General features: G+C 67.3%; 6 protein-coding genes and 12 pseudogenes. 9 read left to right on the top strand and 9 right to left on the bottom strand.

Going from position 1 to position 14,204, the window contains the following annotated elements; genetic code table 11:
* Window positions 1–136 precede the first annotated feature (136 nt).
* The 3 genes and pseudogenes from FQ389_RS02210 to FQ389_RS02200 all read right to left on the bottom strand — a co-directional run bounded on the left by FQ389_RS02210 (window position 137) and on the right by FQ389_RS02200 (window position 2,380).
* Window positions 137–943: pseudogene (locus tag FQ389_RS02210) on the bottom strand (exodeoxyribonuclease III).
* A 56-nt stretch (window positions 944–999) separates the two neighbouring features.
* Window positions 1,000–1,790: pseudogene (locus FQ389_RS02205) on the bottom strand (GNAT family N-acetyltransferase, cg3035/Rv0428c family).
* A complete protein-coding gene (locus FQ389_RS02200) occupies window positions 1,790–2,380 on the bottom strand; it encodes a peptide deformylase (RefSeq protein WP_144205952.1) in 591 nt (196 codons plus the stop codon). Before FQ389_RS02200 ends, FQ389_RS02205 begins: the two are co-directional and overlap by 1 nt.
* Window positions 2,381–2,607: 227 nt before the next feature.
* On the opposite strand from FQ389_RS02200, the gene FQ389_RS02195 reads away from it, so the two are divergent.
* From FQ389_RS02195 to FQ389_RS18730, 6 genes and pseudogenes are all read left to right on the top strand, one after another.
* A complete protein-coding gene (locus FQ389_RS02195) occupies window positions 2,608–2,916 on the top strand; it encodes a DUF3263 domain-containing protein (protein ID WP_144205953.1) in 309 nt (102 codons plus the stop codon).
* A 19-nt stretch (window positions 2,917–2,935) separates the two neighbouring features.
* Window positions 2,936–3,415, top strand: a complete 480-nt coding sequence (locus tag FQ389_RS02190) for a LytR C-terminal domain-containing protein (RefSeq protein ID WP_144205954.1) — start codon at window positions 2,936–2,938, stop codon at window positions 3,413–3,415.
* A gap of 32 nt (window positions 3,416–3,447) precedes the next feature.
* Window positions 3,448–4,079: pseudogene (gene sodC, locus FQ389_RS02185) on the top strand (superoxide dismutase[Cu-Zn]).
* A pseudogene (locus tag FQ389_RS02180) lies at window positions 4,080–4,384 on the top strand (hypothetical protein); the annotation flags it as partial.
* Window positions 4,362–5,001 (top strand): annotated as a pseudogene (locus FQ389_RS02175) (LON peptidase substrate-binding domain-containing protein). The pseudogenes FQ389_RS02180 and FQ389_RS02175, both read left to right, overlap by 23 nt.
* Window positions 5,002–5,045: 44 nt before the next feature.
* Window positions 5,046–5,808: pseudogene (locus tag FQ389_RS18730) on the top strand (TIGR03617 family F420-dependent LLM class oxidoreductase); the annotation flags it as partial.
* On the opposite strand, the pseudogene FQ389_RS21895 reads toward FQ389_RS18730, so the two are convergent.
* The 5 genes and pseudogenes from FQ389_RS21895 to FQ389_RS02150 form a co-directional block, all read right to left on the bottom strand.
* A pseudogene (locus FQ389_RS21895) lies at window positions 5,808–6,436 on the bottom strand (AAA family ATPase); the annotation flags it as partial. The pseudogenes FQ389_RS18730 and FQ389_RS21895 sit on opposite strands and share 1 nt — an antisense overlap.
* 90 nt (window positions 6,437–6,526) lie before the next feature.
* Window positions 6,527–7,075, bottom strand: a pseudogene (locus FQ389_RS21900) (AAA family ATPase); the annotation flags it as partial.
* On the bottom strand, window positions 7,072–7,965 hold the full coding sequence (pssA, locus tag FQ389_RS02160; RefSeq protein WP_144205956.1) for a CDP-diacylglycerol--serine O-phosphatidyltransferase: 894 nt from the start codon (window positions 7,963–7,965) through the stop codon (window positions 7,072–7,074). The gene pssA and the pseudogene FQ389_RS21900, both read right to left, overlap by 4 nt.
* Window positions 7,962–8,693, bottom strand: coding sequence for a phosphatidylserine decarboxylase (locus FQ389_RS02155; protein WP_407662724.1), 732 nt, complete (start codon window positions 8,691–8,693; stop codon window positions 7,962–7,964). The genes pssA and FQ389_RS02155 overlap by 4 nt, the downstream gene beginning before the upstream one ends.
* 5 nt (window positions 8,694–8,698) lie before the next feature.
* Window positions 8,699–9,688, bottom strand: a pseudogene (locus FQ389_RS02150) (molybdopterin molybdotransferase MoeA); the annotation flags it as partial.
* Between FQ389_RS02150 and FQ389_RS02145 the strand changes: the two are divergent.
* Window positions 9,670–10,170 (top strand): annotated as a pseudogene (locus tag FQ389_RS02145) (M24 family metallopeptidase); the annotation flags it as partial. The pseudogenes FQ389_RS02150 and FQ389_RS02145 sit on opposite strands and share 19 nt — an antisense overlap.
* Window positions 10,171–10,211: 41 nt before the next feature.
* Here the strand turns inward: FQ389_RS02145 and FQ389_RS02140 are convergent.
* Window positions 10,212–11,077: pseudogene (locus FQ389_RS02140) on the bottom strand (SDR family NAD(P)-dependent oxidoreductase).
* 73 nt (window positions 11,078–11,150) lie between these two features.
* On the opposite strand from FQ389_RS02140, the pseudogene FQ389_RS02135 reads away from it, so the two are divergent.
* Both FQ389_RS02135 and groL read left to right on the top strand, forming a co-directional pair.
* Window positions 11,151–11,716 (top strand): annotated as a pseudogene (locus FQ389_RS02135) (TetR/AcrR family transcriptional regulator).
* Between the two features lie 187 nt (window positions 11,717–11,903).
* Entirely contained in the window at window positions 11,904–13,529 is a 1,626-nt protein-coding gene (gene groL, locus FQ389_RS02130; protein ID WP_144205959.1) for a chaperonin GroEL, read from the top strand.
* The last annotated feature ends 675 nt before the right edge of the window (window positions 13,530–14,204 follow it).

Here is a 14,204-nt window from a genome sequence, read left to right on the forward strand (position 1 = left end):
CGCATTCGTTGCAAACGCGTAGCAACATGTATACCCGCCGAATGGTAAGTAAAGGCTGTGACAACAAATTGTTCACGCTTATAACACGCGAAATGCTGCCACGTTCGGAACGCGCAGACAATGCGCGGCTGTCGCTTTACTCAGGTGTCAGATTGACAAACACCGGCGCGTGATCGCTGGGCGCCTTTCCCTTGCGCTCTTCTCGCACGATCTGCGTGTCCACTACCCGGCCCGGCCAGCGCTGGTGAGGCGAGGATGAAGTCGATGCGCATGCCTTGCTTTTTCTGGAATCGCAGTTGGGTGTAATCCCAATACGTGTAGACACCCGGGCTGGGGGTGAAAGGCCGGACTACATCGGTGAATTGCGCGTCGACGATGGCGTTGAAGGCATTTCGTTCGGGTTCGGAAACGTGCGTGGCGCCGACAAAGAATTCGGTGCTCCACACGTCTTCATCAGTAGGGGCGATGTTCCAGTCGCCGACCAACGTGATCTGCGTGGACGGATCGTCGCGTAACCATTCGGCCGCAGTATACCGCAGGGCGGTAAGCCAATTCAGCTTGTATGTGTAATGCGGATCGGCCAGTGTGCGACCGTTGGGCACGTACAGGCTCCACACCCGGACCCCGCCGCGGGTGGCCGCCAATGCCCGGGCCTCGGCCATGGCCTCTACGTCCGGCTTGCTGCTCCAGGTGGGCTGGCCGTCGAATCCGATCTCCACGTTGTCCAGGCCGACCCGAGATGCGATGGCCACGCCGTTCCTATTGGGAGGCCGACGTGGGCGACCTCGTAGCCCGCCTCCAGGAACGGCAGGGCCGGGAATTGACCGTCGGAGCACTTCGTCTCCTGCATGGCGATCACGTCGACATCGGCGCGACCGAGCCAGTCGATGACGCGGTCGACACTACTGCGAATGGAGTTCACGTTCCAGGTCGCCAGTCGCACCCGCCGTGAATCCGGACGCCGTGAGTCGCCGCCATCAACCGTGCCGTCGGGCATGGCTAGACCGTATCCCAGCCGCCCTGTCGGGCGTCGAAGTAGCGGCGGTCATGGTGCAGGCGGAAAGCCAGACGATGCGCCAAGCCGGCTGCGACGGCGTCGTTCTCGGTGACGACGAGATAGCCGCGCGTGGCGCCGAGCTGCACCCCGGCGGCCAGTACCGCCTCGTACCGCCGCGCCGCCGACTCCTCGTCGGCACCGTCGGTACCGCCCGGCACGGAAATCCCTACCCACCGGGTGCCGTCCGGCGCGTCGGTCACTGTCGCGCGATCCCCGTCGTCCGGCGAGGCGTAGCTCGAGGTCGGTGGTGCAGGTCCCGCACCAGCACCCGGCTCGGCCGATACGGCCACCGCTCGCGGTGGCACCGCCAGCAACCGGTCGGGGATGGCCAGCCACGGAATCACGCCCCGTTGCTCGTACCAATCCACGATCGCGGGCACCGCGCTGAGCCGGGCCGAAATATCAAGGGGCAACGCCGAATTGCCGGTCGGGACTGGCTTGGTCTGTGGCCCGCAGCAACTAGCCGTCGATCCAGGCGCGTTCACCGCCGGCGCGGGCTGTCGCGGCGGCGTGCTCGAGCGCGCGGATCGCTGAGGTGCGGATCGGCGTATCGGTCAGCACCCGCAGCGCCACCGCGTCGTCGGCCGCGAACTCGACCACGGTGCCGGTCTTCGTCCGCACCCGCACCGACCGCCAGCAGGTGGCCGACCGCGTCCGTCAGCGGCGAGACCGATCCGGCGGGACGCCGGTAGCGCACCGTAACCCGGGTTCCGAGGTCCGGCCACGAGACCATCAGTGACCGAACGGATCCGGTCCGTCGCCGGGTTTCCAGGACAGGCCGGGCACGCCCCAGCCGTGGGACTTGACCGCCCGCTTGGCGGCGCGCGCATGCCGGCCGATGAGACGGTTTAGGTAGAGGAAGCCATCCAGGTGGCCGGTCTCGTGCTGCAACATCCGGGCGAACAATCCGGTGCCCTCGATGGTGATCGGTTTACCGTAGGCGTCGAGGCCGGTGACCCGGGCCCAGGTGGCGCGCCCGGTGGGGAACGACTCGCCCGGAACGGACAGACAACCCTCGTCGTCGTCACCGGGGTCAGGCATGGTCTCCGGGATCTCGGAGGTTTCCAGGATCGGATTGATGACCACGCCGCGGCGCTCGTTTGTGCCACGATCGTCGGGGCAGTCGTAGACGAACAGTCGTAACCCGAATCCGATTTGATTGGCGGCCAGACCGATGCCGTGGGCGGCGTCCATCGTCTCGTACATGTCGGCGATCAGTCCAACGATGTCGGCTGGCAGCGACCCGTCAGCATCGACGTGGACGGGTGTCGTCGCGGTGTGCAAGACGGGATCGCCCACGATCCGAATGGGTACGACTGCCATGGTCGGCTAGCTTAAGCCCGCCGACGATGCGCGCCGCAAGGCAGCGGGCTGTATGCGCACCGGGGCGCCCCTCCGATGCAAGCTATGAAGCCAATCGGCCGACTCGCGGGTCTGGATGACGACTTGAGGGTTCGCGGCGTGATTCAATACTCGCCGAAACATGCCTCTAGGTAAGTCAAGTCATGCGAGCAACACGGAATTCGGCGGAAGGGTCCAGGGGAAGCGATATGGACAGCGCCATGGCGCGGGCAAATCGATCGGGGGACGATGCTGAGACCGCCGATGGGCTGACCCGACGCGAACACGACATCTTGGCCTTTGAACGGCAGTGGTGGAAGTTCGCCGGTGTCAAGGAAGACGCGATCAAAGAGCTGTTCTCGATGTCGGCGACGCGGTACTACCAAGTGCTCAACGCGTTGGTGGATCGGCCCGAGGCGCTGGCGGCCGACCCGATGCTGGTGAAACGGCTACGGCGGCTGCGCGCCAGCCGGCAGAAGGCGCGCGCCGCCCGGCGCCTCGGCTTCGAGGTGACCTGAGTAGCTACAGTAGGGCTCGATGAAAGAGCGCGTGCCCGACTCGACGGGGCTCCCACTGCGGGCCATGGTGATGGTGCTGTTGTTCCTCGGCGTCATCTTCTTACTGCTCGGGTGGCAGGCGCTGAGCTCGTTCGGGAAGTCCGACGACGACTCGGCCTCGGCGGGCTCGAGCGTGACCAGCTCCGCCAGCGCCACGCCGGCGACCTCGACGAGCCCGAAGCCCGCCAACCAGGCCGACGTGCACGTCTACAACATCTCCGGCAAGGACGGTGTCGCCGGCCGCGCCGCGGACCAACTCAAGGCCGCCGGCTTCAAGGTCGTCGACGTGGGCAACATGTCGCTGCCCGACGTGACGGTGATGACGGTGTACTTCACCGACGCCGAGGGTGAGCACGCCACCGCCGACGCGGTGGGTAAAAACCTTGGGGCCGCCGTCGAACCGCGCATCCCCGCCCTGTCCGGTGAGCCACCGGGCGTCATCGTGGTGGTTACGGGCTGACTCGGAGTCGTGCGCCGGGTTAGGCTTCTGCTATGCCTAAGCCCGCCGGTCACCGCAAGGTTGTTCTCGCCACCTTGTCCGCAGCCAATGTCGTCGCCGCGCTGAGTGCGTGCTTGTCGCCCCTACACGCCTCCTCGGTGCCGGGCACCACGCCGTCCGTGTGGACGGGATCGCCTGCGCCGTCGGGATCCGCGGCTGCCGAGGGTGCAAGCGAGGGAAAGCCAAGCATCACCACACACCTGCCCGCGCCGGACGGCACCCAGGTGGCGACCGCGGCGTTCGACTTCAGCAACGACTACGCCACCATCACGATCGCGACGACCGGGGTCGGCGGGATCACGCCGGGCTTCCACAGCGTGCGCATCCACAAAATCGGCAAGCGCGAACCCAATTCGGTTGCCCCACCGGCGGCTCGCCCGGCGACTTCCTCTCGGTCGGCGGCCATTACCAAGCGCCCGGCCACTCCACCCAACCCGAAAGTGGCGACCTCACCTAGCTGCAGGGTGCGTAAGGACGGCATCGGGACGCGGGTGACCACCACCGACGCGGTCACGACGGAAGACTGTTGAGTGGTGAAAAGACCGCGATCATCATCCACGCCGGCGCCGACAACTTCGGCAACATCCCACCGGAACGCTACAACCAGACCAGGAGAAGCAAGTAGCGTGCGGCGCGCTACGGTCTGGACGCGGTGATCATCCTGGATGCCGAAGCAACGAGCGCATGGTCACCGAGGATCTCGCCGACGTGCTGACGCGGCTGGAGCCGGTCGCCAAGGCGCTGCACTGCAGTGAGGAACTGGCCGCGGTGGAAGGCATTTGGCGCAACGGCGCCTCATATAAGCGACAGCGGCGGATGGCCGAGGAGCACGACGGCGATCTGCGCGCGGTCGTCGATGCGTTGGTGGACGAGCTGGACATCCGAGCTGGACATCTAGGTTGGCGTTATGGCGGATCCGGAAACGATTGAGCTGGCGATGTTTCCGCTGAGGCGGCGTTTCTGCCGAACCAGGATCTGTCGCTGCGTATCCTAGAGCTCCGCTACGTCGCGCTGGTGCGGCACTGCCTGCGGACCGACGAACCCTTCGGTGTCGTGATGATCTCCGCGGCCGTGAGGTCGGTGGTGGTGACGAGCGGTGCGACGTCGGCGTGCTGTGCCACATCGACGAGTGCATCGACGCGGGCGCGGACCGCTACGAGCCGCACACCCGAACCGGCGAGCGGATTCGGGTGTGCGGGTGGCTGCCCTACGATCCCTACCCGCGGGCGTCGGTGCGCCGCTGGCCTGATGAGGCCGGCGATCCGGTGATCCCGGCCCAGCTGGTCGACGTCGAGGACCGGATGATGGCGTTGTTCGAGCGGATCGCCGAGTCCCGCGACACCGCACTGCCGGACCGCGAGGTGTTGCTGGGTTCGGGCCACTCCGATGCGGGACAGCGGCTGTTCGCGTTGGCCGGTCGCATACCGATCGGCGCGGCCGACCGGTATGCCGTGTTGTCGCCGCCAACCGCGGCGGACCGGTTCGTCGCGCTGCGCGAGGCGGTCGACACGCTCGCGGAAATGGTGGAGTTCCAGCTGTCGGATTAGCGGTGTGATTTTATGGGGAATTGGTTGAGCGACTGGACGGTTGAGTGAAGGCACATCTGCAGGTCAACGGATCGCCGACGGGTGTGTCGGCGAGCGCCGCCGAGACCGGCGCCGATGGCCTGTTCACCTTCGAAGGTCAACACGATGTCTTCTTCCCGCTGCTGGTGGCCGCCCGGGAGACCAGCCTCGATCTGATGACCAACGTCGCGATCGCCGCGCCGCGCAGTCCGCTGCACCTGGCACACGCCGCCTACGATTTACAGGTCTTCAGAGGTGGCCGCTTCCGGCTCGGTCTGGGCTCGCAGATCAAAGTCCACATCGAAAAGCGCTACGGCAGAACCTGGGACCAGCCGGCCGCATGCATGGCCGAGACGATTGCCGCGCTCAAGGCGATTTTTGCGGCCTGGGAGGGCCAGTCTCCCTTGAACTTTCGTGGCGAGTTCTTCACCCATACGCTGATGGCGCCCAATTTCAATCCGGGGCCCAACCCCTTTGGGCCGCCGCCGGTGCTGATGGGGGCGCTGGGCCCGATCATGACGCGCACTGCGGCCGAAGTCGCCGACGGCCTGCTCGTCATGCCGTTCAACAGTGCCCGGCATTTCGCCGAACGCACCCTGCCAGCCCTCTACGCGGGACTGCGCCGTGAGGATCGAAAGGCCAACGATCTTCAGGGTGATCGCGCAGGCCATGGTCGCGGTCGGCAGCACCGAGGCGGACCTGACCGCGGCCGTCAACGGCGTCGCGTCGTTGATCGCGTTCTACGGGTCGACGCCGGCATACCTGCCGGTGCTCGAGATCGAGGGCTGGGCCCGTGACGCCGCCCGCAGCGCCGCCTCGCGCACCAGGGCAGCAAGATCAGTGGCTACGAAAACTGTTGTGCTACTGCAGATATCATCAAGATTCAGCTCCTCGGTGGGGGCGGATCGTAGCAGTGTTTCGAGCAGCGCCTTGCGGGTGCCACCGTCGGGAAGCGTCAAGCTGAGTTCCCGGTCGCACAGCTCGGGGGAGCGCAACCGCGGATCGAGGTGGTCGGGACGCGCGGAGGTGGCGATCAGTGCCACCCCGTCGGTGGCTACCGCGTTGCGCAGCTCGGCGAGGATCAGAGCGGCCACCGGCTCGGCGGTCTCCGGCAGCAGCGCGTCGACGTCGGTGATCAGCAGCACGCCGCCATCGTTGCGGACCGTGGTCGCCGCGGCGGCTACCGTCTTGAGCCGGTCTTCGGCCGCGAGTGCACCCGCCTCCGGGCCGTCGAGTTCGACCAGCCGGCGTCCGGCGCACACCGCGCGCACCATCGTCGCCTTGCCCACCCCCGGCCGGACCAGAAACCAGCACCCCAAATTCGTTGTGGCGCCAAGGATTTCAGCAGGTGCGGTTTGTCGAGGGCCAACTTGAGCCACTCGCTCAGCTTGCCGGCGTGCACCTGGGAACCCTAAAGGTCGTCGACATGGATTGCCGGGTTGGCGATATCGGCCCGTTCAGCCCGGCCCGTCGCGACACCGGCGTTGGGCACCACACCGTCGCCCTAGGTGACCAGGGAATTCGGCTGCACGCTCACCGGGCCCTCGGGATCAACCGCGGTGACGGTGAGCAACTCCGAGGTCCAACTGATCCCGACCGCCAGCGCCCGGCTGGCGGCCGACGTCGAGGTGCCCGGCCCGAGGTCGCGGGGCAGCAGCGACACCGCGTCGCCCACCGTCATGACCTTGCCGAGCAGCGCCTGCCGCAGCGTCGCCGGGCTGATCGACCGGGTGGCAAACGAAGAGCCGCTCAATGTCACCGAGCGCGCGCCGTACACCGTGACGGCGCCGACGATCAACGCGGTGCCCCCGCGCAGCCCCGCGTTGGACAGCGTCACGTCGTCGAGCAGCACCGTGCTGACCGGGATGTCCCGATCGGCCAGACCCGCCACGGCGGCGGTGGTTCGCGATCCCGTCAAGGATACCGCATCCCATTCCCGAATGCTCAGCGCAGCAAGGGCATTCGGATCCAGCCTGACGACGCCGCGGCGCGAGTCAACGGCTGAGGTGTTCAGACGGGCGGTCAGCGTCAGCTGCCCGGGCCCCGCGGCAGTCATGGTAATCGCCCACCCGGCTTACGAAGTCCCAGCCGCGCCACCGACCGGCCGCCGGATCTGCCGAAGCGGACGATCGGCCGCCGGTTCGGCTGCGCCTGCCGATTCGTCCGCCGTACCGCGCGCCGCTGCTCGGGCTTTTCGTCCCACACCTCCGGGTGCTCGGCCAGCCACCGCTTGTTGCGCACCGCAAACGGGACGTGACACAGGTAGGCGATGATGATCACCCAGATCAGGACGTAGTGGACCAGCACCGCCGCCGCCGCGCAGATCGCCAGGAGTGCCAGCAGCGGGGCCGCCCAATTGGGCGGAACCGCGGCCGCATGCATCTTGCGCATCGGGATCTTGCTGATCATCAGAATGGAGGTTCCCGCGATCCAGATGCACAGGAACAGCGGCGCCGACCACCAGCCGTCACCGAACTGCAGCTTGAGCCCGATCAGGCCGATCATCGACACGGCGCCAGCCGGGGCGGGCATCCCGACGAAAAACTCACGCGCATACGCCGGCTGGGTCCCGTCGTCCTGCAGCGCGTTGAACCGCGCCAGCCGCAGCACCACGCACACCGCGTAGAGCAGCACTGCGATCCATCCCACCGGCGAGGTCGACAACAGCGTCACGTAGAGCACTACCGCCGGGCTCACCCCGAAGTTCACCGCGTCGGCCAGCGAGTCGATCTCCTCGCCCAGCCGTGATTGGGCCTCCAGGATGCGGGCCACCCGGCCGTCCAACCCGTCCAGGATCGCCGCCGCGGCGATCAACGCCATCGCCGCTTTGGGCTGGTGCTCGAGCGAGAACTTGATCGACGTAAACCCCGCGCAGATCGACAGCACCGTCATCGCGCTGGGCAGGATCTGCAGGTTGACCGCTCGGCCCCGGATCCTGTTGGTCATGGCAGCTCCGCCAACACGGTCTCGCCGGCCACCGCGCGCTGGCCGACTCTGACGATCGGCTCCGCGCCTGGGGGTAGGTAGATGTCGAGCCGGGAGCCGAACCGGATGAGGCCGTAGGTGTCGCCGATCGACAGCTTGTCCCCGGCGCGCGCGTTGCACACGATACGACGGGCCACCAGCCCGGCGATCTGGACGGCGACCACCTCGGCGCCGCTCTCGGTTCGGATTCGTACGCTGGTGCGCTCGTTCTCGTCGCTGGCCGAGGGCAGGTCGGCCGACCCGAAGCGGCCCGGCCGGTGCTGCACCGCGATCACCTGGCCGCTGACCGGGGCGCGCAGCACGTGGGCGTCGAAGATCGACAGGAAGATGCTGATCCGCGGCAGCGGCGTGTCGCCCATTTTCAGCTCCGCCGGCGGTGCCGCGGAGTCGGCCAGACAGACCAGGCCGTCCGCCGGTGCGACGACGGCACCGGGCCGGGCAGGCGGCACCCGCGGCGGGTGCCGGAAAAACGCGGCGCACGCGCCCGCGGCCAGCAGGCCCGTGCGCCGCGGCCAGCGGTGGTTGCGGCCAAGGATGGCCAGAGCCAGACCAGCCAAAATGAACGGCAGCCCTGCGGGGTGCACTGGCGGAACGGTCTCGCGCAGCAACTCAAGCATATGTCGAGGGCTGACAGTCAGACCTTGCAAGGACTGGCCTTCTGAAGCGGAAGGACGGGGGCGTCGTGCCACCCGCGTCATCTTACGGAGTTTGGGCAGCGTACTGGTTGGTCCGGATCCCGGCCGGGAAGGATGTTGGTAATACGATCGAGGGGGTCGTTCGCGGAGGCCAGCCACCGCAGGTGATGCGACGCGGGCGGGCCGTAACTGACCACACTGCCCGTCTCGGGGTCGAGGATCGCGCGGCGGAACTGGCGTTTGCCGCGCGGTGAGGTGAGCGATTCGGCCAGCACCGCGGGCCGGTGTGGGCGATACGGAGCCGGCAGCCCCATCGCCATGCGTAGCGCCGGCCGGATGAACACTTCGAAGGACACCAGCGCGCTGACCGGGTTACCGGGCAGGGTGACGATCGTCGTGCCGGCGACCCGGCCGACCCCCTGAGGCATCCCCGGCTGTATTGCCACCTTGACGAATTCGACGCTTTCCCCGCCTCGCACGCCGTCGGGACCGAACGCGTCCTTGACCACCTCGTAGGCCCCGGCACTGACACCACCGCTGGTGATGATCGGGTCGAACCCGTTTTCGGTGTGCTGTTCCAGGAGCGCGCTGAACTGCGCGACATCGTCCTCGGCGGTCGCGACAGCGATCACCTCCGCACCGGCCTCCCAGCACGGCCCTGGCCAGCATCACCGAGTTGGTCTCGTAGATCTGACCGGGTTGCAGCGGGGTGCCCGGCGTCACCAGCTCGCTGCCCATCGACATCACCAACACCCGCTGCCGCGGGATCACCGGCAGCTCCGCCAATCCCAGCGCCACGGCCAGACCCAGCACCGCCGGCGTCACGACCTGGCCCGCACGCAGCACCGTGGTGCACGCGACGACGTCCTCGCCGGCCCGCCGGATGTGCTTGCCGGGCGACCGAGCTCTGCTGGATCTCCACCGAATGCAAGCCGCCGTCGGTGTTCTCCACCGGCACGATCCCCGTCGCGCCGGCCCGGCACCGGCGCGCCGGTCATGATGCGGTGGGCCGTCGCCGGTTGCATCGTCAGCCGGCGAGAACACCCTGCAGTCGTTCAAGGAGCATCCGCCGGACTGGGTGATCGCCGCCGACAACATCGCGTTCCTCGATCTCGGACCGGTCTTCGAGGAATGGGAAGCCGACTTCGGGCGCACCTTCGTGTTGGGCAACGATCCCGCTAAACACGCTGTGCGCGAAGCGCTTCCGCGAGTGTGGCAGGCCGGGCGCGACTACTTCGGCGAACACTCGGGCGTCACCGGTGCCGAGTTGTATGACCGCATGGTTGGCGCGGCCCGCGCCGAGGGCTTCGAGTGGGGCAGCCCCATCGCCGGCCATCTGGTCGGCGAATTCTCGCACTGCAAGATCGTTGGCGACGGCGTCAAGTGGTACACCGCGCCCGGCTCGAACCGGCTGCTGCGGCACGAAGACGCCGCAGGACGGCCGTGCCACTGGATCCTGGAGAGCCACCTGGTCGACCGACCGCGCGGGTTCGGTGGCTTTTACGAGCAGCTACTCGATCTGGCTCGCTAGTCGAACGGATACGTCACCCCGGTGAGCTCCTCGGAGACCGCCTACAACCGGCGCTGCGCGTCGACGTCGTGCGACTTCTCGCTGGAGGCAACGACCTTCGGGTAACCGCGCTGCTCGGCGAAGCCGCCGGGCCGTAGTACTGCTCACCCAGCACGCCGGGGTCGGTCGCGGCGCGTAGCGTCGGCAACGCCCCTATGGCCTTCTCCTGGAACAACGGCTCGATCCCCATTGCGATCAGCATCAGCGGTTCGGACAGGGCGGGTCAATTCGCCGCGCGAACCACCGGGGTGGGCTGCCACCGCGATCGTCGTGCCGTGCGGTGCCAGCCGTCGTTGCAACTCGTAGGTGAACATCAGGTTGGCCAGCTTGGCCTGTCCGTAGGCGCCGACACGGCTGTAGCTGCGCTCCCATTGCAGGTCGTCGAAATGAATGTCGGCCTGGATGCGGTGGCCGATGCTGCTGACCGTCACCACCCGCGCGAGCCGGAGACCGGCAGGATCCGGTCCAGCAGCAGCCCGGTGAGGGCGAAGTGGCCCTGGTGGTTTGGTGCCGAACTGCAACTTGATGCCGTCCTTGGTGGTCGCCTTCGGCGTCCACATCACCCCGCGTTGTTGATCAGCAGGTCGATGCGGTCATGCGCGGTGCGCAGCGCCTTGGCGGCCTCCCGAACCGATGCGAGCGACGTCAGGTCGAGCTCCTGCAGGGCGACATCGGCGTGGGGACTGCGGGTGGTGATGCGCTCCGCGGCGTCCTTTCCCTTGTTGAGCTCGCGGACCGCGAGCACCACGTGGGCGCCGTGCTCGGCCAGCGCCAGGGCGGTCTCGAAACCCAGACCCGTGTTGGCTCCAGTGATGACGGCGACCCGGCCAGACTGGTCGGGGATGTTCGCGATGGTCCATTTGGTCATGACCGGGCTCCTTAAATCTAGTAAAGTAAACAAAGCGAGCGCTCCGTTTTGTCAACCACGAAGGGGTGAATGGATGGCGCAGCCCGAACGTCGGCTGCGTGCTGACGCGGCGCGTAATCGGGCACGCCTGCTCGACGTCGCCTACGACACCTTCGCGGCGGAGGGCTTGTCGGTGCCCATCGACGAGATCGCCGGCGTGCCGGCGTCGGTGCCGGTACCGTCTACCGGCACTTCCCGAGAAAGGAGGCGCTGTTTCGGGCCGTGATCGAGGACCGCATGCGCCTCCTCGTCGATGACGGGTATGCCCTGCTGCAGTCGGAGGGCCTGGGGGAGGCCCTGTTCGCCTTCCTGCGTTCGATGGTCTTGCAGTGGGGCGCCGCGAACCGCGGCCTGGTCGACGCGCTGGCCGGGTACGGAATCGACATCGCCTGCGCCGCACCCGAGGCCGACGAAGCGTTCAAGGCCATGCTGGGCGAGCTGCTTCGTGCCGCCCAGGAGGCCGGCACCGCGCGGCGCGACGTCGACATGCGGGATCTGACGGCGATCCTGGTCGGCTGCCAGGCGATGCGGGCCTATGACTCGGCGCTGGCCGACCGGGTGACCGACGTTGTCGTGGATGGGTTACACGCTGGGCGATAGCGGGTGAGCTTCTTGCACTCGGCATAGGCGAGTGCTAAGAATGACGTTGGCACTCGCGATGGGCGAGTGCTAGGTCGGGACAGTGAGACCAGTCCGGTCGTCCGTCGCGGGCACTGCGCCCGGCCAGCGTAAGTAATGGGGTCGCCCTGGTGACCCGTCATCCCCAATCCGGAGGAATCACTTCGCAATGGCCAAGACAATTGCGTACGACGAAGAGGCCCGTCGCGGCCTCGAGCGGGGCCTGAACAGCCTCGCCGACGCGGTAAAGGTGACGTTGGGTCCCAAGGGCCGTAACGTCGTCCTGGAGAAGAAGTGGGGCGCTCCCACGATCACCAACGATGGTGTGTCCATCGCCAAGGAGATCGAGCTGGAGGACCCCTACGAGAAGATCGGCGCCGAGCTGGTCAAGGAAGTCGCCAAGAAAACCGACGACATCGCCGGTGACGGCACCACCACGGCCACCGTGCTCGCCCAGGCGCTCGTCAAGGAGGGTTTGCGCAACGTGGCGGCCGGCGCCAACCCGCTGGGCCTCAAGCGCGGCATCGAGAAGGCGGTCGAGAAGGTCACCGAGACCCTGCTGAAGTCGGCGAAGGATGTCGAGACCAAGGACCAGATCGCTGCCACCGCCGCGATTTCCGCGGGCGACCAGTCGATCGGCGACCTGATCGCCGAGGCGATGGACAAGGTCGGCAACGAGGGCGTCATCACCGTCGAAGAGTCCAACACCTTCGGCCTGCAGCTCGAGCTCACCGAGGGTATGCGGTTCGACAAGGGCTATATCTCGGGCTACTTCGTCACCGACGCCGAGCGTCAGGAAGCCGTCCTGGAGGAGCCGTTCATTCTACTGGTCAGCTCCAAGGTGTCGACCGTCAAGGACCTGCTGCCGCTGCTGGAGAAGGTCATCCAGGCCGGCAAGCCGCTGCTGATTATAGCCGAGGACGTCGAGGGCGAGGCGCTGTCCACTCTGGTCGTCAACAAGATCCGCGGCACCTTCAAGTCAGTCGCCGTCAAGGCTCCCGGCTTTGGTGACCGCCGCAAGGCGATGCTGCAGGACATGGCCATCCTCACCGGTGGTCAGGTCATCAGCGAAGAGGTCGGCCTGACCCTGGAGAACGCCGACATTTCGCTGCTCGGCAAGGCCCGCAAGGTCGTCATCACCAAGGACGAGACCACCATCGTCGAGGGCGCCGGTGACACCGAGGCCATCGCCGGCCGGGTGGCGCAGATCCGCGCCGAGATCGAGAACAGCGACTCCGACTACGACCGCGAGAAGCTGCAGGAGCGCCTGGCCAAGCTGGCCGGCGGTGTTGCGGTGATCAAGGCCGGGGCTGCCACCGAGGTGGAGCTCAAGGAGCGCAAGCACCGCATCGAGGACGCGGTCCGCAACGCCAAGGCCGCTGTCGAGGAGGGTATCGTCGCCGGTGGTGGTGTGGCCCTGCTGCAGGCCGCTCCGGCCCTGGACTACCTCGGCCTTAAGGGCGACGAAGCCACCGGTGCTAACATCGTCCGCGTGGCGCTGTCGGCTCCGCTGAAGCAGATCGCCTTCAACTCCGGGCTGGAGCCTGGCGTTGTCGCCGAGAAGGTCACTAACTCGCCCGCCGGCGCCGGCCTGAACGCCGCCACCGGTGAGTACGAGGACCTGCTCAAGGCCGGCGTTGCCGACCCGGTCAAGGTGACCCGCTCGGCGCTGCAGAACGCGGCGTCCATCGCGGGTCTGTTCCTGACCACCGAGGCCGTCGTCGCCGACAAGCCGGAGAAGGCAGTCGCTCCGGCGGGCGACCCGACCGGTGGCATGGGCGGCATGGACTTCTAAGTCCCGTTACGAAAAAGCCCGGTCTGCGCATTGCAGGCCGGGTTTTTCGTGTCTCCACAGTGCTGAGCGATAGGTACGTCCCCACCGCGAGATTCGTTCCCAGGGCCCACACTCGGCGCATACCTGGCAGACGTATGGCGGTGAAAATGCCGGCACGGCATGGAGCCATTCCTTGGCAGCGCGGCGCTCAGGCGGGGCGCGGTTACCCGGAGCCAACTGCGCACCCGATACCGGCCGGTGTTCCGCGACGTGTACATTCTCAAGGAAGCGCGGCTGACGGCGGCGGTAAAGGCGCGCGGCGTGGCTGTCGACAGGGGCACCCTGGCGGTCCTGTCCGTCGCGGCGGTGCACGGCAGGAAATGGCGCGACGGCACCGCGCCCGCAGAGATCGTGCGCGGCAACCGGCATGGCCAGGCCGGCATCGTGGTCCACAGCTACGCGTTGGCCGACGGCGAGGTGCACATGGTCGCGGGAATGCCCGTGACGACAGCAGCCCGAACGGGTTTCGGCATCGGTCGCACCCGACCTGTCGCCAGTTCGGTCCCGATCCTCGACGCCTTGCTCAACGCGACAGGTACCAAGCCCGCCGACGTCAGCCTCGTCGCCGATCGGCACCCCCGGCGCCCGTGGTGTCCGGCAGCTGCGCGCTGTTCTGCAGCTTGCCGACGGTGGTGC

The organism is Mycobacterium tilburgii, from assembly GCF_902168065.1.
GTDB lineage: Bacteria > Actinomycetota > Actinomycetes > Mycobacteriales > Mycobacteriaceae > Mycobacterium > Mycobacterium tilburgii.

What these genes read in the sequence shown, in the direction of transcription:
- FQ389_RS02200 (WP_144205952.1), bottom strand. Translation starts at nt 2,380, where the DNA reads ATGGCAGTCGTACCCATTCGGATCGTGGGCGATCCCGTCTTGCACACC.
- FQ389_RS02195 (WP_144205953.1), top strand. Translation starts at nt 2,608, where the DNA reads ATGGACAGCGCCATGGCGCGGGCAAATCGATCGGGGGACGATGCTGAG.
- FQ389_RS02190 (WP_144205954.1), top strand. Translation starts at nt 2,936, where the DNA reads ATGAAAGAGCGCGTGCCCGACTCGACGGGGCTCCCACTGCGGGCCATG.
- pssA (WP_144205956.1), bottom strand. Translation starts at nt 7,965, where the DNA reads ATGACCAACAGGATCCGGGGCCGAGCGGTCAACCTGCAGATCCTGCCC.
- groL (WP_144205959.1), top strand. Translation starts at nt 11,904, where the DNA reads ATGGCCAAGACAATTGCGTACGACGAAGAGGCCCGTCGCGGCCTCGAG.